25 protein-coding genes and 6 pseudogenes are annotated in these 21,043 nt (G+C 70.3%); 8 read left to right on the plus strand and 23 right to left on the minus strand.

Annotated elements, in window-relative coordinates; translation table 11 throughout:
* Window position 1: 1 nt before the first annotated feature.
* From ACZ4WZ_RS20755 to ACZ4WZ_RS20775, 5 genes are all read right to left on the minus strand, one after another.
* Window positions 2–826 carry a helix-turn-helix transcriptional regulator gene (locus tag ACZ4WZ_RS20755; protein ID WP_467892342.1) on the minus strand — a complete coding sequence of 275 codons (825 nt, stop codon included), beginning with the start codon at window positions 824–826 and terminating at the stop codon, window positions 2–4.
* A gap of 466 nt (window positions 827–1,292) precedes the next feature.
* Entirely contained in the window at window positions 1,293–1,688 is a 396-nt protein-coding gene (locus ACZ4WZ_RS20760) for a hypothetical protein (protein ID WP_467892344.1), read from the minus strand.
* A gap of 214 nt (window positions 1,689–1,902) precedes the next feature.
* The gene (locus tag ACZ4WZ_RS20765) at window positions 1,903–2,106 is read right to left on the minus strand and encodes a hypothetical protein (RefSeq protein WP_467892347.1); all 204 of its coding nucleotides are present in this window, start codon (window positions 2,104–2,106) and stop codon (window positions 1,903–1,905) included.
* A gap of 330 nt (window positions 2,107–2,436) precedes the next feature.
* A complete protein-coding gene (locus ACZ4WZ_RS20770) occupies window positions 2,437–2,646 on the minus strand; it encodes a helicase associated domain-containing protein (RefSeq protein WP_467892349.1) in 210 nt (69 codons plus the stop codon).
* A complete protein-coding gene (locus ACZ4WZ_RS20775; protein ID WP_467892352.1) occupies window positions 2,643–2,810 on the minus strand; it encodes a hypothetical protein in 168 nt (55 codons plus the stop codon). The genes ACZ4WZ_RS20770 and ACZ4WZ_RS20775 overlap by 4 nt, the downstream gene beginning before the upstream one ends.
* 24 nt (window positions 2,811–2,834) lie before the next feature.
* On the opposite strand from ACZ4WZ_RS20775, the gene ACZ4WZ_RS20780 reads away from it, so the two are divergent.
* Complete coding sequence (locus ACZ4WZ_RS20780; RefSeq protein WP_467892354.1) at window positions 2,835–3,317, plus strand: PPOX class F420-dependent oxidoreductase; 483 nt, start codon at window positions 2,835–2,837, stop codon at window positions 3,315–3,317.
* A gap of 49 nt (window positions 3,318–3,366) precedes the next feature.
* Here ACZ4WZ_RS20780 and ACZ4WZ_RS20785 read toward each other — a convergent pair whose 3' ends face one another.
* A complete protein-coding gene (locus ACZ4WZ_RS20785; protein ID WP_467892356.1) occupies window positions 3,367–3,690 on the minus strand; it encodes a hypothetical protein in 324 nt (107 codons plus the stop codon).
* 110 nt (window positions 3,691–3,800) lie between these two features.
* Here ACZ4WZ_RS20785 and ACZ4WZ_RS20790 point away from each other — a divergent pair, with 110 nt between their 5' ends.
* The 3 genes and pseudogenes from ACZ4WZ_RS20790 to ACZ4WZ_RS20800 form a co-directional block, all read left to right on the plus strand.
* Window positions 3,801–4,436: an SGNH/GDSL hydrolase family protein gene (locus ACZ4WZ_RS20790; RefSeq protein ID WP_467892358.1), complete on the plus strand. Its 636-nt coding sequence runs from the start codon at window positions 3,801–3,803 to the stop codon at window positions 4,434–4,436.
* Between the two features lie 102 nt (window positions 4,437–4,538).
* The gene (locus tag ACZ4WZ_RS20795) at window positions 4,539–5,408 is read left to right on the plus strand and encodes an alpha/beta hydrolase (RefSeq protein WP_467892419.1); all 870 of its coding nucleotides are present in this window, start codon (window positions 4,539–4,541) and stop codon (window positions 5,406–5,408) included.
* 416 nt (window positions 5,409–5,824) lie between these two features.
* A pseudogene (locus ACZ4WZ_RS20800) lies at window positions 5,825–5,929 on the plus strand (IS481 family transposase); the annotation flags it as partial.
* A 90-nt stretch (window positions 5,930–6,019) separates the two neighbouring features.
* Here ACZ4WZ_RS20800 and ACZ4WZ_RS20805 read toward each other — a convergent pair.
* A pseudogene (locus tag ACZ4WZ_RS20805) lies at window positions 6,020–6,112 on the minus strand (IS5 family transposase); the annotation flags it as partial.
* A gap of 95 nt (window positions 6,113–6,207) precedes the next feature.
* Window positions 6,208–6,464: pseudogene (locus ACZ4WZ_RS20810) on the minus strand (transposase); the annotation flags it as partial.
* Between the two features lie 163 nt (window positions 6,465–6,627).
* On the opposite strand from ACZ4WZ_RS20810, the gene ACZ4WZ_RS20815 reads away from it, so the two are divergent.
* Window positions 6,628–6,921 (plus strand): hypothetical protein, encoded by a 294-nt coding sequence (locus tag ACZ4WZ_RS20815; RefSeq protein ID WP_467892360.1) that lies wholly within the window; start codon window positions 6,628–6,630, stop codon window positions 6,919–6,921.
* Window positions 6,922–7,069: 148 nt separating this feature from the next.
* Here ACZ4WZ_RS20815 and ACZ4WZ_RS20820 read toward each other — a convergent pair whose 3' ends face one another.
* From ACZ4WZ_RS20820 to ACZ4WZ_RS20835, 4 genes are all read right to left on the minus strand, one after another.
* Complete coding sequence (locus tag ACZ4WZ_RS20820; RefSeq protein ID WP_467892362.1) at window positions 7,070–7,495, minus strand: hypothetical protein; 426 nt, start codon at window positions 7,493–7,495, stop codon at window positions 7,070–7,072.
* A 72-nt stretch (window positions 7,496–7,567) separates the two neighbouring features.
* Window positions 7,568–7,831: a hypothetical protein gene (locus ACZ4WZ_RS20825; RefSeq protein WP_467892364.1), complete on the minus strand. Its 264-nt coding sequence runs from the start codon at window positions 7,829–7,831 to the stop codon at window positions 7,568–7,570.
* A complete protein-coding gene (locus ACZ4WZ_RS20830; protein ID WP_467892366.1) occupies window positions 7,828–8,247 on the minus strand; it encodes a hypothetical protein in 420 nt (139 codons plus the stop codon). Before ACZ4WZ_RS20830 ends, ACZ4WZ_RS20825 begins: the two co-directional genes overlap by 4 nt.
* 273 nt (window positions 8,248–8,520) lie before the next feature.
* Window positions 8,521–8,793 (minus strand): hypothetical protein, encoded by a 273-nt coding sequence (locus ACZ4WZ_RS20835; RefSeq protein WP_467892368.1) that lies wholly within the window; start codon window positions 8,791–8,793, stop codon window positions 8,521–8,523.
* Here ACZ4WZ_RS20835 and ACZ4WZ_RS20840 point away from each other — a divergent pair.
* Window positions 8,789–9,348 (plus strand): annotated as a pseudogene (locus ACZ4WZ_RS20840) (transposase family protein); the annotation flags it as partial. The gene ACZ4WZ_RS20835 and the pseudogene ACZ4WZ_RS20840 overlap by 5 nt on opposite strands.
* 73 nt (window positions 9,349–9,421) lie before the next feature.
* Here the strand turns inward: ACZ4WZ_RS20840 and ACZ4WZ_RS20845 are convergent.
* The 4 genes and pseudogenes from ACZ4WZ_RS20845 to ACZ4WZ_RS20860 form a co-directional block, all read right to left on the minus strand.
* The gene (locus tag ACZ4WZ_RS20845; protein ID WP_467892370.1) at window positions 9,422–10,567 is read right to left on the minus strand and encodes an SMI1/KNR4 family protein; all 1,146 of its coding nucleotides are present in this window, start codon (window positions 10,565–10,567) and stop codon (window positions 9,422–9,424) included.
* 386 nt (window positions 10,568–10,953) lie between these two features.
* Window positions 10,954–11,775, minus strand: coding sequence for a metallophosphoesterase family protein (locus ACZ4WZ_RS20850; protein ID WP_467892372.1), 822 nt, complete (start codon window positions 11,773–11,775; stop codon window positions 10,954–10,956).
* A gap of 263 nt (window positions 11,776–12,038) precedes the next feature.
* Window positions 12,039–12,224 (minus strand): annotated as a pseudogene (locus tag ACZ4WZ_RS20855) (helicase associated domain-containing protein); the annotation flags it as partial.
* Window positions 12,225–12,397: 173 nt separating this feature from the next.
* Window positions 12,398–13,420 (minus strand): hypothetical protein, encoded by a 1,023-nt coding sequence (locus tag ACZ4WZ_RS20860; RefSeq protein WP_467892374.1) that lies wholly within the window; start codon window positions 13,418–13,420, stop codon window positions 12,398–12,400.
* 266 nt (window positions 13,421–13,686) lie between these two features.
* On the opposite strand from ACZ4WZ_RS20860, the gene ACZ4WZ_RS20865 reads away from it, so the two are divergent.
* Window positions 13,687–14,211, plus strand: a complete 525-nt coding sequence (locus tag ACZ4WZ_RS20865; RefSeq protein WP_467892376.1) for a DUF402 domain-containing protein — start codon at window positions 13,687–13,689, stop codon at window positions 14,209–14,211.
* A 140-nt stretch (window positions 14,212–14,351) separates the two neighbouring features.
* On the opposite strand, the gene ACZ4WZ_RS20870 is transcribed toward ACZ4WZ_RS20865, so the two are convergent.
* The 3 genes from ACZ4WZ_RS20870 to ACZ4WZ_RS20880 are packed head-to-tail and all read right to left on the minus strand — an operon-like array spanning window position 14,352 to window position 15,724.
* Window positions 14,352–14,699, minus strand: a complete 348-nt coding sequence (locus tag ACZ4WZ_RS20870; RefSeq protein ID WP_467892378.1) for a hypothetical protein — start codon at window positions 14,697–14,699, stop codon at window positions 14,352–14,354.
* Between the two features lie 45 nt (window positions 14,700–14,744).
* Window positions 14,745–15,302, minus strand: a complete 558-nt coding sequence (locus ACZ4WZ_RS20875; RefSeq protein WP_467892380.1) for a GmrSD restriction endonuclease domain-containing protein — start codon at window positions 15,300–15,302, stop codon at window positions 14,745–14,747.
* On the minus strand, window positions 15,203–15,724 hold the full coding sequence (locus ACZ4WZ_RS20880) for a hypothetical protein (protein ID WP_467892382.1): 522 nt from the start codon (window positions 15,722–15,724) through the stop codon (window positions 15,203–15,205). The genes ACZ4WZ_RS20875 and ACZ4WZ_RS20880 overlap by 100 nt, the downstream gene beginning before the upstream one ends.
* 1,188 nt (window positions 15,725–16,912) lie before the next feature.
* On the opposite strand from ACZ4WZ_RS20880, the gene ACZ4WZ_RS20885 reads away from it, so the two are divergent.
* A complete protein-coding gene (locus tag ACZ4WZ_RS20885) occupies window positions 16,913–17,329 on the plus strand; it encodes a restriction endonuclease (protein ID WP_467892384.1) in 417 nt (138 codons plus the stop codon).
* 143 nt (window positions 17,330–17,472) lie between these two features.
* Here ACZ4WZ_RS20885 and ACZ4WZ_RS20890 read toward each other — a convergent pair whose 3' ends face one another.
* The 4 genes and pseudogenes from ACZ4WZ_RS20890 to ACZ4WZ_RS20905 form a co-directional block, all read right to left on the minus strand.
* Window positions 17,473–17,742, minus strand: a complete 270-nt coding sequence (locus tag ACZ4WZ_RS20890) for a DUF6207 family protein (RefSeq protein WP_467892386.1) — start codon at window positions 17,740–17,742, stop codon at window positions 17,473–17,475.
* Between the two features lie 194 nt (window positions 17,743–17,936).
* Window positions 17,937–18,233: a helicase associated domain-containing protein gene (locus ACZ4WZ_RS20895; RefSeq protein ID WP_467892388.1), complete on the minus strand. Its 297-nt coding sequence runs from the start codon at window positions 18,231–18,233 to the stop codon at window positions 17,937–17,939.
* 153 nt (window positions 18,234–18,386) lie between these two features.
* Window positions 18,387–19,307 (minus strand): Vgb family protein, encoded by a 921-nt coding sequence (locus ACZ4WZ_RS20900; protein ID WP_467892389.1) that lies wholly within the window; start codon window positions 19,305–19,307, stop codon window positions 18,387–18,389.
* A gap of 52 nt (window positions 19,308–19,359) precedes the next feature.
* A pseudogene (locus ACZ4WZ_RS20905) lies at window positions 19,360–21,041 on the minus strand (ABC-F family ATP-binding cassette domain-containing protein).
* Between the last annotated feature and the right edge of the window lie 2 nt (window positions 21,042–21,043).

Raw genomic sequence — 21,043 nt, forward strand, 5'->3', positions numbered from 1 at the left:
GCTACCGGCCCCGCCGCGTACCCGGGCCGGCCGCCGGCGTCCAGTGGGCGGCGGCCAGGGCCTGGGAGGGGGTGATGCCGAACATGGCCTTGCACACGCGAGTCAGGTGGGCGCTGTCCGAGAACCCGGCGGCGTGCGCGGCCTCGGTGGCGTTCGCCCCACCACGCACCGAGACGATCGCGGCGTGCAGCCGCGCCCACCGCACCGCCGCCGGGAACGACCAGCCCAACTGCTCGGCGAACAGGTGTCCCAGCCGGCTCGCGGACACCCCGGCCCGGGCGGCGACCTCGCCCACCCGCACCGGTCCGTCCGCCACCGCGCCCGGCAGCGCCGCCAGCGCCGCCGCGAGGGCCGGATGCCGGGGCTGCCCGGGAGCGGCGGCGCCGAGCCGGTCCAGCGCCCGCAGCACGCCCGCCGCGGACACGGCGACGGGCGGCGGGTCGGCCTCGGCGAACACGGACGCCGCGGCGGCCCAGCAGGCCACCCCGCCACGGGCCGCTGTGTCGTGCAGCGCGCGTCCGGCGGTGGTGTCCGCGTCGAGGTAGACCATCACCCCCATCGGCGCCGGCCCCGGGGCCGGACGCACGCCATGCCTGTGCCCGGCGGGGATGACGGCCGCCCGCACGGGCAGTTCGTCCCGCCCGTCGCTCAGCAGCACCCTGCCGGACCCGCACGCCAGCACTTGCACGGCGGCGTGCGCGTGCTCCCGGGCCATGCCGATCACCCCGGCCACGACCAGGCGGCCCGGCGCCGCATCGACCTCGACCCGCCACGCGTCGGCACCACCCCTGGACGACGACGCGGACCCCACGGTGCCCGTGCTCAAGGCTGCCGCGCCGACGTGGACACCGGCGGTACCACCCGGCCGGCCATGGCGGGCTTCGGCGCGGTCGCCGGAACCCCGACCGACCGCAGGACCCCGGCGGGTACCCGTCCGCCACCATCTGCGGCGGCGCGCATACGGCGGGCCACGGGCGGACGGAGCGACCGCGGGACGCCGTCGCTCCCGCCGATCCGCGCGCGCCGAACGGGGCCCGACGCGTCGTCCCGATGCGGACGGCTGAGGTCCTTTGCCAAGCCCACGTGCGTGATCCTCTCCACCTGTCCTCGTCCGCCTGCAACTGGCCCACCTGCCGGGCCATGCCGGACAAACAGCGGGGGCCGGCTCGCGAGAGCCGACGACGGTCACGTACGGACCGGCGCCCCCGGAACACCGGGAGTATACGGAGGGAGACAGCGGCTGGCGGCGGCCGCGATCCGCCTATGGCTCCTCCCGAAGTGAAGCTCCCCGTTCAGAGATCCTCGGTACCCGGATAGTGGAGGCGGAGTTCGCTGAGTACGCGCTCGTCGACAGCTCTGACATCCCACAAGGAGCTGTCGAATTCGGTCAGGACAAGCACCAGCTCGTCCCCGGCGAACCCACACACTTCAGCGTCGATCAACTGAAGGAAGGGGGTCGTCAACGACAACAGCGTCAACGTGTCCATGCCGGAGTCTGCGGACATCCTCTCCATCTCGAGACAGCGAGGATCGACGATCTCGTCAAGTTCGACGCGCCAGGTCAGGTCCAGGCCGAAGCTGCCGAGGCGAACCAGCAGCTCGGCCAGCGTCACGTAGTGCTTCCCGCGCCAGGCACGAAACGTGATCCCCTTCATCCCCGCCTCTGCTTCGGCTGTAGCGCGCGACATGCGACCCCCCTTCGTTCAGCGAACACTAGGCCACAGCCCTGATCGGCTCACACGACCCGCCGGACAGTCCCGAGGGAGCTGGTGGAGCGTCATGAGCTGTGCGGCTCGCGGTGCGGGCCGGCTCGGTGAGTGCCCTCGGGTGGTGCTGGGCAGCACCCCGCCGGCCGGTCCGTTCAGGGACGCCTGCCGCCAGGGGCGGGCGGGCATTGGTGGGTCAGGTGAGGGGGGTGCTGGGGCAGGTGGAGGCGTACTGGGTCAGGACGGTCTTCTCGGCTTCGTCGACGGAGAGGCCGTAGGGGGTCTTGACCGCGATCCATTCGGTGATGTACCAAGCGCCACCAGCGTTCCTGGCGCCACATGGTGCCCCAGAAGCCTTCGGCGACGGGCGGGACAGCGCGAGGCACTTGGGGAAGTCCACGAAACATCTCGCCGACGAGGCGTCTCGCCCCGTGCCGGCTGCGGCGTGGGCTACAGGCGGCGCCGCATGACCGGGTACGGCATGACGATGACAGGGACACGGACGCTGATCAGGGGGGGGGCCGGTCAGCAGACCGATGGTGCTGGTCAGTGCCCCGAGTGCGGTCGCCCAAGGGGAGGAGGTGGGTACCAGCCCGTTCGTCACGACCACGATGACACCCACGAGGATCACGAAGATGCGCGACGGCGACAGCCGCCACGGCTTGTCGGTCGGGCGGGGGGAACGGAGGGGAATCGGGTACCGTCGAGAGACGACGTCATTTTGTGCTCCTCATACGAATGCACGATGGGGGAGGGCTTCCGCGCCCCGGCGCGACGTGGTGGTCGCGACGGTCTTCGCCGCCGCCCTGCGTGCCCGTACGACCCGCGCCGGGGTGATGCCGAGCGCCCCGAGCCGGGCCTGCTGCTCGGCGTTCAGCCGCTTCCAGTCCCGACGTTGGGTGGCGAGCCAGCGGCCGACGTCCTCACCGTGCCGGGTCACTCCGGGGGTGTGATGGCGTTCAGGCGGGCGCCTTCGTCCAGGAGCTTGGTGAGGTAGGCGTAGTGCCGCTGCCAGTCCACCGGCCACCCCAAAGTGGCGGGGTTCCAGTCGGCGTCGATCGCGGCCAGCGCCGCTGCCCGCTGCCACGCCGACCCCCAGATCACGGTAACCGACGCGTTCTGGGCCTGATGGGACTGCTCGGCACGTTGCCTTACCGTGGAGGCCGTCGACCCGGAGCATGTGCGGGCGGCGCTGCCCTCTCCGCCCTGCTTGCCGGCCAGCAGTTCGGGACGCTGGCCACCGTGAAGCAAAGTGGCCATCCCCACCTGACCACCATGCTCTACAGCTGGGATCCCGAGACGCGCACTGTGCGGCTGCCCACCACGGCCGACCGCGTCAAGGTCAGACACCTCCAGCGCAATCCCCGGGCGGCGCTGCATGTGCAAGGCGGCGACGTCTGGTCGTTCGCCGTTGCCGAGGGAGCGGCAGAAGTCTCGGGTATGACCACCGCACCCGGCGACGCGGTCGGACGTGAACTGCTCGCGATGATTCCGACAGCCGCGAAGCCCGAAGACGAGGACGAGTTCCTCAAGCAGCTGGTGGCCGAGCGTCGAATCGTCATCCGGTTGTCGGTGGAGCGGCTGTACGGGACGGCCTTGGACATCGGGTAGATGAGACCGCGTACGTGCGCGGCAGCTCCCCCCCCAGCCCCGCACGGCCCTATGCGACTCTGGACCTGCGGCTCGGGAGCCGGCTCCGTCCTTGGGCACCGGCATCAGCTTGTCGATCGTGATGGAGTTCCACGCTGGCGATGCCGCGCGGCTTCAGCGGGGCGCTGGGTTTCCAGGCTTTCTCGCCGAACCGGCAGGCCGTGTCGGCTTCCCGGCCCGAGTAGATGTCGTCGTCCAGTACGTCGGCTTCTGTGAGGTCCGGGCCGTCCACGCGGCGGTAGGCGGCCCACGTGTTCCGGTCCTTGAGGGGGACCCGCAGGTGGCTGCCCGCGCGGGAGTCCTTGCGGCGGAGCAGAAGTTCGACGGCCACCACCGGCCCAAGCGTGCTACTGGGCAAGCCCTTCACCCGCTGGAGCGTATTGCACAGATGATCTTGCGCGGGCAGCATGGCCTACTGAGGAGACATCGTGGTCGCAGGGAGGTTTGGCGACCGGACTGGAGGCGCACGCCATGATCAGGCTGTCGGACGGGCCCATGACCTGGGTGGCGACGGGGGACAGTATCACCCAGGCCGCACTGCACACCCATGGCGCGCGCGGTTGGGTCGAGCACCTGCACGAGCGCGTCCGATGGCAGCTGGGTCGGCTCACCGACGTCGTGGTCAACACCGGCGTCTGCGCGTGGGGCGCGGTCGACGTACTCGCGTCCCACGACCGCCTCATCGCCCGGTTCGAGCCCGATGTGCTGTCCGTGTCCCTCGGCACCAACGACTGCCTCGCCGGGGAGGAGGGACTGCGCGAGTTCCAGGACGCGATGCGCCGGATCATCACGGGGGCGGGCCCGCGGACGCAGGTGGTGGTGCATACGCCGGTATTGGTCAGTTCCTCGGACCGGGAGCGGCGCGCGGCACTTCCCCTGTACTGCCAGGCCGCACGGGACATCGCGAAGGACACCGGCGCACTGCTCGTCGACCACGAGGCCCACTGGCTGGAGCACCACGGCACGGCTGACCCGATCGCGTGGCTCGACGACCCGGCGCACCCGAACGCGGCCGGTCACCTCCACATGGCGAACCACACCCTGCGTGTCATGGGCTTGGGCGAGCTGGACCCCCTCTAGAGCTGTCAGCCGGACCGGACGGGAGAGACCATGGCTTTTGACCCGCAGTTCCAAGCCCTGTACGACCAGCGCGCCGCGCAAGGTGTCAGGCCGTTGTACGACATGACACTCGCCGAGGCCCGGGCGGCCGACCTGGCCGCTGTCCAGGCCGACGCCGGCGCTCCTGAACCCGTGCGAGAGGTTTTCGACGAGTCGATACCGGGGCCCGCCGGAACGCTGCTCGTCCGCATCTACCGGCCCGAGGCGGGACCGGGCCCCCTGCCCGTACTGGTCTATTTCTTCGGCGGCGGCTGGACACTGGGAAGCATCGAGACGAGCGACGCGATCTGCCGGAGTCTGACCAATGCCGCAGGCTGCCTCACCATCGCGGTGGGATATCGCCTGGCGCCGGAGAACAAGTTCCCCGCCGCGGTCCAGGACTGCTACGCGGCCCTGCGCTGGACCGCCGAGCACGCCGCACGCCTGGGCGGCGACGCTTCGCGTATCGCTGTCGGCGGCGACAGCGCCGGCGGTAACCTCACCGCCGCGATGACCCTCATGGCGCGGGACGCCGGCGGCCCGGCCATCCTGGCCCAACTGCTCATCTACCCCAACACCGACTATCTCGCGGACACCCGGTCCCGCCGCGAGAACACCGATCCGCTCCTGTTCAACGACAAGTCCGTCCAGTGGTACTGGGACAACTACCTGAGCAGCCCCGAAGAGGGGGAGAACCCTCTCGTATCCCCACTGCGCGCTTCCAGCCTCACAGGTCTGCCACCGGCTCTGGTCATCACCGCCGAGTACGACCCACTGCGCGACGAGGGCGAACAGTACGCCCAACGCCTGCGCGACAGCGGTGTACCGGTGGAGTCCACGCGCTACCCGGGCGTGGCCCACGGATTCTTCGCCATGGCGGGCGCCCTCGACGCGGGGAGACGCGCACTCGAGCAGGCGGCCGCATACCTGCGCACCGCCTTCGCCGGCGACTAGCCCGAAGCATGATGGCCTCGCCTTGTACCTGGAACCGATGATTCCGGCAGTGGCCGCGATGCGGCGAACCGTTCCGGCCACGGCATCGGGCCCTGCGCCCCTCCGCGCGGTGGCAGCCCCGCGGCCGCCCCGGCGCTCAGTCTTCGGTCAGGCCCCGGCCCGGGGCGGCTGCGTCGAGCCGGTGGCCCGCAGCGTCGCGCGCAGATCGACCACGCCGGTGGACACCGCGGCGCGCGACCGGCACTCCGTCGAGCGATGCGGGCGTGGCCTGAGATGCCTGAGGCTACCGCCGACGGCCCTCGCCGCACGGGGGGCGACTTGCTTGGCGTCGAAGCTCAGGGCGCGGGCGCCCTGATGCCGAGCTGGGCGATGATGGCGCGCAGGACGGATCCTGCCGCCACCGGTGCAGATTGCACGAACGGACTACAGCCCTCGCAGACTTCCTCCATCCCTACAACCACCACCGCTGCCACACCGTACTGGGCGGACACCCGCCCATCAGTCGCGTGAACAACGCTGCGGCCAATACACCCCGACGTCCATCCGGACCAGGTGGCCGCCCTCGCCCGCCGCCGGGACCTGCCCGCCCTCCTCGAGTGCAGGGCCTTGCGCCGGCGCTCGAGACGCCATGCGGACAGGACCGGCTCGATCAACTCCCAGCGGGCATCGGGCAGATCACTCGGATACGGACGTCGTTCCGACATGCTTCCGGCGTACCGCCGCGAACCGAATGCGCCCAGGCGCACAGCAGCGGCAGTGGAAGCACACCACGACGAAGACCGGGCATCCTGGGATCGACTCTGCCGCGCACCGGTGGGATCGCATCGAGAAAGGGCAGCAGCTGGGTGACGTCGTTGCGGTTGCCGCCGGTCAGCGACACTGCGAGCGGGATGCCCTGGCCGTCGGTGAGGACGTGGTGCCTGCTGCCCGGACGGGCACGGTCGACCGGGCTGGGACCGTTTCTGGGCCCCTGCGGGCCGTCCGGACATGAGAGGAATAGATCACCGTCCGCGAGCAGTCGAGCTTCTTTAGGAGGAGACGGCGGTGGGCCGGGAAGTCGTGCGGGACGGGATTTCCGCGTCGATCGGCAGTTCCGTGGTTTAAACGCTCGTCACTCGTTCGGCGGCAGTGACCCCCCTCTACCAAGCAAACGGCCTTACGTCAGATTTTGATAGGGAATGGCATGGTCGTCGCGGATACATCAGACCAGAGGAGAATCATGCGTACCCGAACCGCGAGCACGGCTGCGGCACTCGCCGTACTGCTCACGCTGGGAGCCGCGGGCACCGCCACAAGCGATACCGCGGCCCTCGACAGCCCCGCCTCCCGGACTCTTCGCATGGATGATGACCCGTCGTCCCCGGACGTCCACGAGTGGAAGGAAGGTTCATACAGCTCCATGTATGCCTGCGTCAGACGCGGGGACTGGGGCGTGCAGAACGGGAAGTGGAAGAAGTACAAGTGCCAGACCTATCCCCACTGGCAGTACGTCGAGCTGTGGGTCCAGGCATAGCCACTTCACGGTCCGCTTGCGCCCCGGCACAGAGCCGGCCGGGGCGCTGGCGTGAGCTGCTTGTGGGCCAGGCAGTACGAGGGTCCGGGGGCATCGTTGCCCCAGCCGTAGAGGCCTGACGGACCCACCCCCCTTCTGCGGTGCCCGGTCAGGGGTGGCTTCTGGCGGCGTGGTGGGTCGTTCCCCCGTGCTCGCCAGTGGCCGGGTCGGGCGCGGTGACAGTCATCGTCAGCTTGTACTCGAGCGTGCTCTCGCGGGGACCGTCGGTGCGGGCCCAGGCGAGGGCGTGCATCTCCAAGCTCGGTGCCTGGCGGGCGACCGCAGCGGCGGCCTGCAGGGCGTCGGCGTGGCTGTCGCCGGTGCAGACGATGGCGCCGAAGGCAGACACCTCGACGTCGCTGGAGCCGCCACCGCCATCCGTGAAGGCGAGCCCGCCAACGACGGTCGTGGCCTGGTGAAGGGTACGGACCAGGTCCTGCCCGAAGGACGGCCCGGGCAGGACATGAGACTGGAGCGCCGTCTCGGTCGAGGTGCGCGTGGGTGCGGGAAGGACGGTGTGCTGGGCGTCGGTCATGTCGTACCTTCAGTTGGGATGGGGCTGAATGGACTGCCAGGTAGCCGCACTGCCGCGGCGCCGGACTCGGTCTCAGTCGTGGCGATCGACGGGCAGCCGCCAGTCGGCGGGCACACGCTGTCGGGCGCCGTCGGTGAAGTGCAGAGTGATGTACGGGCTCGCTGGGGTACCGAAGAGGGCGACCGTGCGCTCCACGACGTGGACCTGGTCGTCGACGGGGACGATGTCGCCCGCGATGAGGGTGCAGGCGGCTCGAGGAGAGTGCGCCTTCACGGAGACCGGTGCCCGCCCCGGCTCCAGGGCTTCCACCGCGGACTGCGGGGGGTTGCTCGTCATGACGCCGCCCTCCTGGTCCGGGAAGGAGAAGCGCCTGCGCGCCGGAGAACGTCGGCGAGCTTGTCGACTTGCACGAGGGGAGGCGGGTCCTCGTGCGGCGGGCTGTCCCAGTACGCCGAAGGCGAGCCGTGCGGCCCCCAGGGGACAAGGACCTGAGCCCCCTGGGAGAGCACGCGGACGCCCGGCACACCCGCGGCGAGGTGTCCGGTGCCGGGCGGGACCATCACGTACAGGACCCCCCGGTCGTGGTCGGCGAGGACCGGGTTGCCGCGTCGCGGGCTGATCCACAGGGCGGCGAGCGCGTCCACGCCGCGACCGAGCGGGCTGATCGCGACCGCGTCCCAAACCCGGCCGCACGCCAGCCTGCCGGAGCCGCACGGGGCCGTACGCCATCGCGCCACGCGCTCGTCGGTCACTGCCGCTTGCGTGTGCCAGGTGGGGCTGGAGCGTCTCGCCATTTCCGCCTCCGGGTCCGTCCCTGCTCCTCCACCCCACGACACCAGTGCACGGATGCCGCCTGCGAGACGCGAGCGATGAAAGAGCGATGCAACTCGGCATTTACGCGGTGAAGGAACGGCAAGCAGCGGGCATGAACGACGTGGGAGCGGTACGGTCGCAGCCCTCCTAACCCGCCCCTGCGGACGCCCCTTTCGGAGCCTGGCATGGCCCACCGTCACCCCAACCGGGACTTACGCGCGCTGCGCGAGGTCGAGTTCCAGATGTCCCGCCCCGAACTGGCCAAGGCTCTCAACGAGCAGGCGAAGCAGATAGGCGAGAACATCGGCTGCTCCGTCCGCCTGATCGCCGCCTGGGAAGACGGCGACGTCGCATGCCCCCGCGCCGTCTACCGCCGCGTCCTGACCGCCTACAGCGGGCGGACCATGCAGCAGCGCGGGTTCGGACTCCCCGAACTCCGACCAGCCGGGCCGGGCAAGTCGACCGGCAGCGAGGCAGAGGAACACCGCCCACGCCTACACCCGCGCGGTCGTCGACCTGCTCGCCGAACGAGCACCGGGTCTGCTCAAGACGCTGCGCGAGCACGATCCCGACTTCATCCTGCTCGACGGCACCCTCGCCGAGTGCGACCGGGTCGGCGACGGCCGGGCCGACTACTCCCACAAACACCGGCGCCACGGAGTGAACGTGCAGGTCGTCACCGACCCCTACGGCCGGCTGCTGTGGCTCTCGCCCGCCCTGCCGGGCCGCACACACGACCTGACCGCCGCCCGCATCCACCGGATCATCCGGATCTGCGAGCGCCAGGGCGTTCCCATCCTGGCCGATCTCGCCTACCAAGGCGCAGGACTGTGGCTGACGACCGGCATCAAACGCAAGCCACTCCAGGAACTCACTCCCACCGAGAAGACCCTCCACCGGGCGCTGGCCGCAGCACGAGCGCCCGTTGAACGCGGTGTCGCGAGCCTGAAGTCCTGGTGGATCTTCCGCAGGTCCCGGTGCGTCCCAACCGCATGACGCCAAGCGTCAAGGCCATCCTCACGCTGGAGGGGCAGCGCTGAAGATCCTTAGTGAGCGCTTCGTCTGGCGATGACCGCCACATGAAGCGCTCACCCGGAACCGAAACCCCTGGGGTCAGTCCTGATCTTGGCTGTACTGGGCTGCGTACCAACTGGAGTCGATGGCGGGGTTGCGCAGCGCCGCCCAGAATCGGTCGTCAGGTATCGGTGGCAGGGGCTGATTGCCCAGGTCCGCATGCAGGTCCGCACGCCAGTCGAGAGTGAAGTGACTCCGGGTCTCCGCGCTCTCGCACACGGACCTGTACGGGGACCCCCAGATCCCAAGGGCTATTTTCTCCGCGGCCCACCTGCGTGTGTGGTCTCGGCCGGTGTCGGCCTGTGCGAGCACCGCGCGGAGTCGCAAGGCGAGTGGGCCGGTCTGGTCCGGCTGTGGCGGGGCCACACCGCGCTCCCGCGCGTCCAGGGCGGTCTTGACCTCCGGATAGTTGTTCAGACCCGATTCGACCGCCAGTCTGCGCAGCTGCTTCCGCGCGGCGTCGACCACCTGCTCATACGGCAGGACTGCGATCAGCGCACCGAGTTCCTCATGCCCGTCCAGGTGGCTCACGTGGAGGAGGTCGGTGGGACTGTAGGACAGGTCCAGCTCCGGCAGCTGCTCATCCGGTGCAGGAAGGGGCTCGTCGGCACTGTACTGCGGCCTGGCAGGCGGACGCCCCTCCCAGAACAGCCGGCCGTTGAAGATGACGACACCGGCATCCTGGCCGCGCTCAAGCGTGCCGGCCAGTTCGGCCAGATGCTCACCCAGCGAGTCGGCCTGCCCGAAACTGGTGCCGGTCTCGTCGAAGAACCGTCCGATCGCACCGAAGGAGTCCCGCCCGGTACGGCAATCCATCAGAAGACCGTCCGACGTCACGTCGTAAGAACCGAACTTCACGTAATCGTGAAGCCAGTAGTCCTCGGTCTCCCCGTCGAGGCCCTGGTCGATGCCTCGCATGAACCCGGTGTCCCCGAGGATTCCGCTCACTCCGAGCAGCCGGTCGCCCGTGCTGAAGCGGAAAGCCTCAGGTCCCTCCAGCGCCCCGTTGTGCCGGAGGAGTGAAGCGACCAGGTCCGGAGGAAAGGTGACCCCCAGTTCCTGTTGCGCTGCTGCGATCTCCTCGTCTCCTGCGGGCGGCCGAAGCGTGGCAAACGTGCGGGGCGCGTGCTCGCGCAGCCACGCGTCGATGCGAGTCCATGAGTCCTGGACCAGGTCTGATGTCATAGGGTCGACCTTAGAACCAGCCGCTGACAACAGCTTGATCGTCGCTCACCGGCCTTGCCGCCGGGTTGGCGTTCAGGCCGGCAAGCTTCGAGTGGCCCCTTGTCCCGGCTCACCAAGCTGCTGGCACCGGACGCTGCAGCCGCCCACTCGACGCTGAAGCGCTCAGTCGCAATCACCCGATCGGCGGCCAACTCGAAGAAGCTCAGTGGGCGGTGTCAGTTGTCTGTGGGTTCGTCGGGGTGTCGTTTTCTTGGCGACGGTTGCTGTCGCTTTCCAGTGAAGGCTGGTTGCCTTTCGTGTAGTGCGTGGTGGCTTCGTTCACTTCCAACGACAGCTTTTGTCGATGGGTTCGAGCGGCAGTGAGCGCTCGGTCCGCATGGGAATTTTCACCAGTTTTGGACGTTACGTGGGATCTGAGTCAGCTGTTGGACATCGATCACGGAGTCGTCACGGGTGTTAGCGCGTCCGTCCCGGGGGCCGAAGGCTGCGAGGGCGTCTGCGTCGGTTGCGTGGGCTTGGAGGAAGTAGTCGGCCCACTCGATGATTTCTGGGTAGGTCGAGTCATGGGTGACTTGGGCGATGGCGGCCTTGATGTCGAAGTTCGTGGTGCGAAGTTCGACGCCGGGGCCCAGGAGAGCCCAGTGGGCTCCGGTCCGCCCGTAGGGCATGCCGACGCTGCCGGGGTTGATGACGAGCCGGCCGTGGGCGAGGCGGACGAAGGGCATGTGGGTGTGTCCCAGGACAACGGTACGGATGTCGGCGTCGAGGTCGCCGAACACTTCCTGCCAGCGGTCGAGGCGGGAGTCGACGACGACGACTTCCTCGTCATCCCGAGGGGTGGCGTGGCAGAACAGGACCTTCCCCATGCCCCGCAGGGTCAGGTTGAGTGACTTCGGTAAGCGTGCGAGCAGGTCGAGGTGATCCCCGCGTAGCTGCTCTGCGGCCCAGGGCGCGATGGGGTCTGGAATGGCGCCGCGTTGGCCGCGGCGGTATTCGAGGAGTTCGCGATCGGCGTTCCCGCTGACCCAGATGACGCGGTCTCCGAGGCCGGTCAGAAGGTCCAGGACCTGGGTCGGTTGTGGGCCGGCTGTGATGTCGCCGGTGAGCACGATGCGGTCCGCGGCGCGCACTTCTGGCTCGTCGAGCACTGCTTTCAGGGCGGGCAGGACTCCGTGGATGTCAGAGAGGACGGCTACTCGGTTCAGCATGGTCACTACTGTGGAATGACGCCTGGCTGGAGATGGAGCCGTTCGCTTCCCGCGTAGCTACGTCGCGGTGTCGGACCGCCGTCGTGGAGGGCGGCGGTCCGTCTGGAGGGCTCCGTCGGTCAGCCGGCCTTGGCCAATTCTTTGGCGCGGGATCGTGTGCTGGCGAGGCGGTAGGAGTCGGTGCCCGAACATCGGCCGAACCATGGCCACAGCACCGGACCTCGGGCTGCAGCCCCCGGGTCCGGTCAGGGCGCTGGAAGTGGTTAGAGGCTGTCCGGGGTGGCCTGGGGGATCGGCACCGGCTCTGCCCAGTGCATGCCGAGTTTTCGCAGTGCGGCGAGCTGGTCGGCGGTGAGCTCGTCGCGCCGGCTCTTAATGTTGGAGACCCATACGCCGAGTGCCGGGTTGGTGTCAGTGGGGTGCTGGCAGTGACGGCCTGTCACGCAAGCGTGTTTGTGCTGGTCGTATGACCAGGATCCCGGTCCGTCACTGACAGGGGGTGGTGTTCGGGGTAGCTGCCACTGTCATGGAGCGGCACATGTGCAGGTCGCCCACTGACAGGAACGCGGGAGATCGCAGACAACGCTCGTCGCGCGGCGGTGCGAAAGCGGCCCCGTACCGCTCAGTCCTCCCAGTCCTCGTCGTCGCCGCCGCGCATGGTGCGCCATCCCTCGAGGTCTTCCAGCGCCTTTCGCGCCAACTGGGCGTACTGCACCGGGCACTCCCACAGCTCGCGGGCCGAGAGCTCGGCGGGCACGGGGGTGTCGGGGTGGTCCTCCGGCGCGTACAGGTGGACCACCGCGCGGTACCGGGACTGCACGTCGGAATCGGCGGTGGACCAGGGGTGCCGCGGATGGTCGCAGGAGACGTCCAGGTCGATGGTGGCGAGCGCGGCGGCCAGGTCGCGCGCGTACGAGGGCGGCAGACCCCCGTACGTCTGGGCGATGCCCATCCACAGGCACAGGAACAGGCCGATCCGCTCCTCGCCCCGCACCTGCCCGGTGAGCCAGCGGCGGGCGGACCACAGCGCGACCGGGCCGGTGTTGTCCTCCCAGCTACGCCTGATCGCCTCCTGCATGGCGACGAGGTCGAGGCGGCCGTCGTCCCGGACGAACTGCCCGTCCAGATGGGAGACGTCGATGCCGCCGAAGAGCTCCTGGTGCCCCTCGTGCAAGCGGCCCAGTGCCTCATCGGCGAGGTCCGCGAGGAACCCCTCGCAGTCGAACACCGCCAACTCCGTCTCGTCGAGACCGTAATCCTCGGCGAATGCGGCCCGTCCGTCCTCGGTCAGCATGCTCGCCCCCGCCTCGACCTGGTACTCCGAGTCCAGCTGCGCGGGGTGGGCGCCGCCCGGGCAGGTGCAGGAATCCCGGTCCAACTGCGCACGGAACCCATCGAGGGCCACTATGTACGACGCGAACAGGGACTTGCTGAAGATGCGTGCGCAGACGTACCAGCAGGTGGCATGCAGGAGGATCGTGTACCCGGTCCGCTCACGGCGGCCCTCCGGGGTGGCGTCACGGCCGAGCACGTCCGCCGCGTCCTGGGCGAGGACGGCGAGGGTCGATTCGGGATCCGCAGCGGGGTAGTCGCTGACGATCCCGGACAGGTCGGAGATCAGTTCGCGATGGTCGGCAGGCAGCATGGGCGTCACTTCAGTCACATCAGTAACCGACGATTGCGCAGGCCGGACGGTTCCCCCGGCGCACGTGACCGACGGGCCGGTCGGCCCCGTCCGGAGGCCCGGAGGGCGGGGAAGCACGCGACGCTCTGCCTGCGGACGTCGAGCCGGTTCGGGTCAGGGGCCTCTCGTACTCGCCGAGCATCCAGTCGCCGGGGCCGCCTGCTGTCCCGTGAACCGGTGGCGGGGCGCGGGCGGCTTGGCTGGCGCCGTCGGGTTAGCGTCTTGGCATGAGCGAAGAGAGCACTTCCGTACTGGTCGACATCCGGAAGTACGACGGCAGCCTGAGCGCACGGTGGACTGCTGTCCGGCTGGGTGAGGACGAGCACGGCGTGTGGTTGGGCACGGCGCAGGGTGTCCCCGTCAGTTCGTCCACGGGCGAGGAGCCAAGCCGGTTCGCGTACGTGATGTTGGTCCCGCGCGGTGAGTGGTGGACGGCCACCTTCTGTGCGGACCCGGGTCCCGAGGTGTACTGCGACGTGTGCACGGTTCCCGAGTGGAACGCGGACGGGACCGTCCTGCGCATGGTGGACCTCGATCTCGATGTCGTGCGGCCCCGGGGCGGCGAGGGGCACATCGAGGACGAGGACCAGTTCGCCGAACGCCGGATGCGCTACGGCTATCCCGACAGTGTCGTCGACACGGCCCGGCAGACCTGCGAGTGGTTGATGGAGAGGGTCCGTCGTGAAGGTGACAGTGATGGCGTCGAACCCTTCGCCTCGGGGTACCGCCACTGGCTCGGCCTCATCGGATAGGCCCGAATCAGCCACCCTCGCATCGAATCGTGCAGCCACCGTGCCCGAGCCGCGCCCCCGACCTCTCGGTTGCCGGCATACGGCATCTCCGTGGAGCGGTACAGGCTGCGGCAGCGCAGACGTAAGGGGTCGGCGTTGCGTCAGCGCAGGCGGAGTGTGACCTGTGCGCTGTTGATGTGGTCATAGGTCACGGAGAACGTCTTCCGGATACCGGCGCCACACGCTTCGAACTCGTAGGTCCGGCCGGCATCGGGGTCGATGCGGACGACGGCGCACTTGAAGTCACCGCGGGTGTCGTCGACCCAGCCGTGCACCTTGAGGTCCCCCAGGTCGCACTCGAGCCGCCAAGACGCCCGGGCGCCGTCGATGCGGGGCTCGCGGACCGAGGGGCAGCGGTCAGCGCTCGCTGGCGTCGCCACCGCCACGCCCAGCCCGGCAGCCAACACCGTGCCGGTCAGCGCAGACACCCATGCTCGGGCACGCTTCATCCGTTCGTCCTTCCTTCAGTCACCACGGTCAAGGGGGGATGCCGATCAGTCGGCGGGGTTGTAGGCGACGCTGGCGTTGGGGCAGTCGGCCGCGTACCGCAGCAGTGCCTCGCGCTCGGCGGGGTCGACGGCGAGGCCCCAGCGGTGTTTGGTGGCCACCCACTCGCCGAGGTAGCGGCAGTGCACCGCTGCCATCGGCATCCAGGTAGACGGGTCCTGGTCGCTCTTCTGCCGGTTAGAGCGGGCGGAGACTCCGACGAGGGTGTTGTCGCTGTTGAGATCGTTGGCGTAGCGGCGGCGGCGCTCGGTCGTCCAGCCGTAGCCGCCGGAGTCGTGGACTTCGGCGAGCGGGACCAGGTGATCGATGTCGACTCCAGCTGGGCCTTGGACGAGGACGTCATCGTAGTAGGAGTGCCAGGCGCCACCGGTGATGGTGCAGCCGACGCCAACGGTCGGCGCCTCGATCGCCTCCGCGCCGGCTTTGTATGCGAGGCCGGCAGGTCTTAGCCGGCCGGCTGCAAGGCCCAGTGGTGCGGCTCGATGGGGGCCGGCCTCACCACGAGTCGGCCGACCACGCCGGGATCGTCGACGAGCTTCCCCCACGAGGCGGACCGGTCGCCGGGGGTGTGTTCGATGTCGGCCCACACCGTGCTGCCAGGCCCCGCAGAACCGTAGAAGACGGTCCACTCGGCGTACCTGTCGCAGTTGTCGCTGATTCCCACCTTGTGGTCGTCCGTCAACCTCAGGCAGCCGCGCGGGGCCGAGTTCGGCACGGAGACGTCCATCGTTCCATTGGGGCGTTGCTGTACCTGCCAGTTCGCCGAGGTGTACGTGCTGTCCGTGCAGTCGCCCAGTGACACCATGCCGACAGGTCCGTTCACCTTGGGCCAGACCAGGCACTTGCCGTCCGTGAGCGCCGCGAACCGGTAGACCCCGTCGATGAGCGGGGCGGCGTGGACGGGCTGCGCGAGAGCCGCAGTGGCCGCGACGGCGGCGGCCATGAGGGCGATGACTCGTGAACGCATGGGACGGGACTCCTCGAACAGCCGTGGTCGAACCGATCGCACGGCACTGACACGGCCGACACACAAGCCGCCGGAGACAGCGGCGGCACCGATCCTGGAACACCGGTCCGCCCGGTAGCAGCCGGCGGTCGCCGCTGTCACTCGCCTGGCTGAGTCACGTCACCCGGGGGTGTGGCGGCTCGAGCTGCGCGGGGTCCAGCCCGTATCGGCGCGCGAACCCGAACCAGCATGGACCGCCGGCCTTCCCGTAGCCGCGGGCAGCCGACGGCCTGGGCCCCAATGCCGGTTCCCACCCAGGCTCAGGGCCCCGTGCCGGGCACACGGGGCAGGTGTCCCTGAGGGGGAAGGCGGTTGCGGTATCGGTGGTTCGGTGATCGGGTGTTCAGGGCGATGGGCGACCTTGTCCTGAACGGCCAGCCGCTGGCGCCCGCGATGACGACTGCCGGCGCGCACGTCCGCCGGGCCCGTCCCGGCGAGAGCCTCGGCGTGCTCCAGGTCATCCCCACCGTCTGCTCCCCTTGGGACGGCGAGGGCGCCGCCGAAGGCACCAGCAGTCCAGCACCTCATTGGGGATGCTCCAGTTGGGGGCGGACAGCAGTCGGACGAACCTGTCGTGGCGCATCGTTGAGGGTGTGGGTTCGTGGATGTGGTCGACGATCCACTGCTCTCTGGGACGGGCTGGGTTGACCCACGACGTCGTAGAGAGCGGGATGCCGGGCGTACGCCACAGGCCGACACGGCGGAGCAGGCCGCTGGCCAGCCATGCCGTGGACGCGCTCCGGGTGGCCCGGGGCACCAGCCCTGGCCCGTTGCTTCCGATGTAGCCCCGCTCATGCTCCTGGCCGCAGTGGCCGCCGACCTGGGCGCTACCTGATCGGCATACCGATCAAGGACTGCCCTCACGCAGCGCCTTTCCCCAGAGGCCGGACTCGGTGAGAGTCCGGCCTCAGCGCCTGGATGGATCCCTGCGTGGCTGGGGAGCTGTAGAGAGCGTGGATAACCAGATCAGGGGACGGGGAGGGCACGGGAACGGGCATGGTGGTACTGGTGGTGTTAGCCGTCTTGGGCGTGGGTGCCGTGGTCGGGGCTCTGGCGCGGGCCGGACGTCGGGAGGCTGAGGCGGAGAAGGCCCGACTTGAGGAGCAGGCACGGGTTCAGGCCCAGAGGTCGCTGGAATCCATCTGGGCCATGGGCCCTCTGGCGTTCGAGGAGTACATCGCCGAACTCTGCCGCCGGGACGGCTGCACCGGAGTACTCCGCGTCGGTGCAGCAAACGACCTGGGCGCCGACGTCATCGGCCGACTGTCGGACGGCCGGAAGCTCGTAGTGCAGTGCAAGCGCTACGCGAAACACCGCACCGTCGGTAGCCCGGACCTCCAGAAGTTCAACGGCACCGCCCGCAGCGAACACGGAGCAGATGTGCCGCTCTTCGTCGCCTCCTGCAAGTTCACCAAGCAGGCCCGAGCCTTCGCAGCCCGCCACGGCCTGGCCCTCGTCGACATCGACCTGCTCGGCTTCTGGAACAGCGGCACAGCCCTGTCCGCGCTCCTCGACCTGGACATCGGCCGGTCCGGCACCAACCGGAAACTAGCCCCGGACAGCTGAGCTCTCCTGGCACCGAGAGGGGGCCGTGCTTCCACTGCGACGACACCGGCCGTGCCCGCCGCCTGGGGGATCCGGCGGCCGGGCAAGCCTTAGGTGACCCTGGGCAAGCCCACCACGAGGAGGGCTTGCCCAGGCACTGGCGGCTACGGGCCGTCCCGTCCCGGGCGCAGGACGTCGGCGTGGATCCGGGCCCGGACACCGGGCTCGCCGGGATCCCGGCGTACGGGGGCGATGCCCGAGGCCGTCCAGCGCTCCTCCAGGGTGGTTATGACGGCCCGGACGGTGTCCTCGTCCCCGCCGGTGATGTCCATTACCACCAGGCCGGGCTCCGCGATGTGCTGCTCGTCGATCGGTTTCATGACCGCTGCGGCGGCGGTGAAGGCAAGGCGGTTCGCCGGCGGCCTCAGCTCCATCCGCACGAGGGAGTGGAATGGGCTCCGGGCGCAGGCACGCCCGGCGGGACGCTGTCGTGGTGTCGGGGTGGGGCCCCCGTCGCGGCCCCGGTGGCCAATTGCCGGACCGAGGGATGGCCGAATTCGCCGCTTGGCGCGAAGCCGTCGACAAGCAGCTCAACTGATACGACGGGCAGGTCAAAGGTCCACGCCAGCTACGCCCAGTCGACGCCGAGCTTCGCGAGGGCGGCGAGCTGGTCGGCGGTGAGCTTGTCGCGCCGGCTCTTGGTGTTGGAAACCCACACCCCGAGCTTCACGATCACCGGCTCCGCCTCACCCTCGACCGCGATCTCCTCCCCGTGGGCCCTCGGGACCGGCCGACGGGCGTCTTCTCGCTCCAGCCAGTGGGTGAGGGCTGCCAGGCCCCGCTGGAACGCCTGCTGCGTCTTGCTCGGCCCCTTCGGCCCGCGACTGGCCGCAGGGGCGGGAGACGGCGCCTGGTTGGGCTGCACGCCTAGCGCGGTTAGCGGCCGCCGACGCACAGGAGGTGCGGCGCGGGCGACCCCGGTTCCTTGGCTGCGCGGGCTGGTGCAGCGGTTGTGCGGCCTGCCGCCACGCCTGCCGAGGCATGGGCGGTGGAGGGCCGTGGGCAGAGGGCTGCCGGGTCACCGCCCGGTGCGGCGCACCTCCCACCGTGAGACGCCGCCGCGTTCCTCGGCAACGTACAGCGTGCCGTCCGGGCCGAAGACCAGGCCGTGGGGCTCGCGCTCGGGGGCTGCGAGCGGGTGCTCGGTGATCTTGCCGTCCGGAGTGACGGAGCCGATCCGGCCGGTGCCCCACTCGGTGAACCAGCAGGTCCCGTCTGGGGCGACCGCGACGGCGTGGGGGCGGCAGTCGGACTCGGGCAGCGGGAACTCCGTGATCTCCACGCCTGCCTCGCCCGTCGTGAGCCGCCCGATCCGGCCGGCGCCGATCTCGGCGAACCACAGGGTCCCGTCCGGGCCTGCCGCGAGCCCGACCGGGGCGACGCCGGGGGTGGGCAAAGGGTGGAGCCGGACCTCGCCGGAGACGGTGATCCGGCCGATTGCGTTCGCCTGGTTGAGGGTGAACCACAGGGCTCCGTCGTGTCCCGCCGTGAGGAACGACGGGAATCCCCCCTCGCACGGCAGCGGGAACTCGCGGACCTCGCCGTCCGTGCCGATGCGGCCGACGCGGCCTGTGTTCGTCAGGGTGAACCACAGGGCCCCGTCGGGTCCGGCCGCGATCCCGTACGGTCCGCCCGCGCCGCCGGGAAGCGCGTACGAGCGGGCTTCGCCGGCCACCGTGATCCGGCCGATCCGGTGGTCGCGGTACCGGGTGAACCACAGCGCGCCGTCCGGTCCGGCGGTGATCAGGGTGGGGCCGCAGTCGGGGGAGTCTAGAGCGAACTCCTCGACGCGGCCCGTCGACGGGGTGAGGCGGGCGATGCGGCCGCAGTGGACGAGAGTGCACCACAGGTGGCCGTCCGGCCCGACGGCCAGCGCGTACGGGCCGGAGCCGGCGGTGGGGAGGGCGAGGGTGCCGAGCGGGCTTACGGAGGTGGTCAAGCGAGGCGTCCTTTCGACGGCAGGGGAGGAGGGGCGGAGCGGCTGTCGGTCGTCACGGACAGATGCCGGCCCCGGCGGCCACCGGGGCGCGCAGCGCGAGTCGGTCACCCGACCAGCGGGCGCACAGCCGCCGGTCGTGGCTGACCACGACCACCGCGCCCGCGAATTGGGCCAGCGCCTCCTCCAGCTCCTCCGCCAGCGCGGGGGAGAGGTGATTCGTGGGCTCGTCCAGCAGCAGGACGTCGGCCGGTTCGGTGACCAGGCGGGCCAGGGCCAGCCTCTGCCGCTGTCCGACGGAAAGGGAGCCGACCGGAGCGGACAGCCGGTCGCGGGCGAACAGGCCCAGCGACAGAAGCCGTTCGGCGTGCTCCTCGGGAGTTCCAGCGCGGCCCTCGGCGTAGGCCGCGAGCAGTGTCCCGCGGCCTGCTCTCACGTCGGCCTGCTGGGCCAGCAGGCCGACCCGGCCGTGCCGTCGAACGACCTGCCCGAAGTCGGGGGCCAGGACGCCGGCCAGAACCTGCAACAGGGTGCTTTTGCCCGCCCCGTTCGGGCCCGTGACCAGCAGTCGGCCGCCCGTCGGCACGGTCAAGTCCACCGGCGCGAGCCTCCCCTCGACCGCGACGCCCGCTGCGGCCAGCAGCATCCGTCGCGCGTCGCCGGACCGTGCCGGCCCGGCGGGCGTCTCAGGTTCGGCGGCGCCGGCGATGGCGGTGCGCGGTACTGCGGTGAACCGCAGGGGGTCCGCGGGCGCGGGCACTGGCCGGGCCAGCAGCCGGGCGAGCCGCTCTTCGGCGTTGCGGACCCGGCTTGCGAGGGACTGCTGGACCCGGCCGGCGGCGCGGTCGTACGCCATCTTGTTGCCGTCTCTCATGGCCCGGCCGGGTGCCACCCGTCGGGCGGTGACGGCGGCGGCCTCGCGCAGTCGGGCCGCCTCGGCCCGCCAGGCTGCGTGGGCCTCGGCGCGGCGCCGCCGCTCGGCGGCGCGCTCCGCGAGGTAACCGGCGTAGCCGTTGCCGTACCGCACGGTCCGGTGCATGTCGCCGTCGACCTCGAGGAGGGAGGTGGCGACGCGTTCCAGGAAGACCCGGTCGTGGGAGACGACGACCGTGATGCCGCGTCGGGCGCGCAGGTGGTCCTCCAGCCAGGTCAGGGCGGAGCCGTCGAGGTGGTTGGTGGGCTCGTCGAGGAGCAGTACTTCCGGGGTGGCGGCGAGCAGTACGGCAAGGCGTAGGCGTACGACCTCGCCGCCGGACAAGTCGCCGACGGCGGACTCGCGGGGCAGGCTCAGCAGACCGAGGCCGTGCAGGGACCGCTCCACCCGGGCGTCCGCGTCGTACCCGCCGCGCAGTTCGAAGGCGGTGAGGGTGTCGGCGTACGCGGTGAGGGTCTCGGCAGTGGCGTCGCCGCCGGCCATGCGGGCCTCCAGCCGGCGCAGGAGCCGTTCCGATGCACGCAGCTCGGCGAGGGCGCGGTCGACCACCTGCTGGACGGTCATGTTCGGGGCGAGGTCTGTTGCGTGAGGTAGCCGACGCCGCCTTCGGCGCGCAGGACGACCTCGCCGCGGTCAGGGCGCTCGGCCCCCGCCAGCAGGCGGAGCAGGGTGGACTTGCCGGAGCCGTTCTCGCCGACGATGCCGAGGCGTTCGCCGACGAGGACGGAGCAGTCGACGGAGTCGAGGATCAGGCGGCCTTCATAGGACTTGGTGAGATCAGACGCGGTGAGCTGTGCGGTCACAG

It is taken from the genome of Streptomyces sp. NPDC029122 (genome assembly GCF_055569445.1).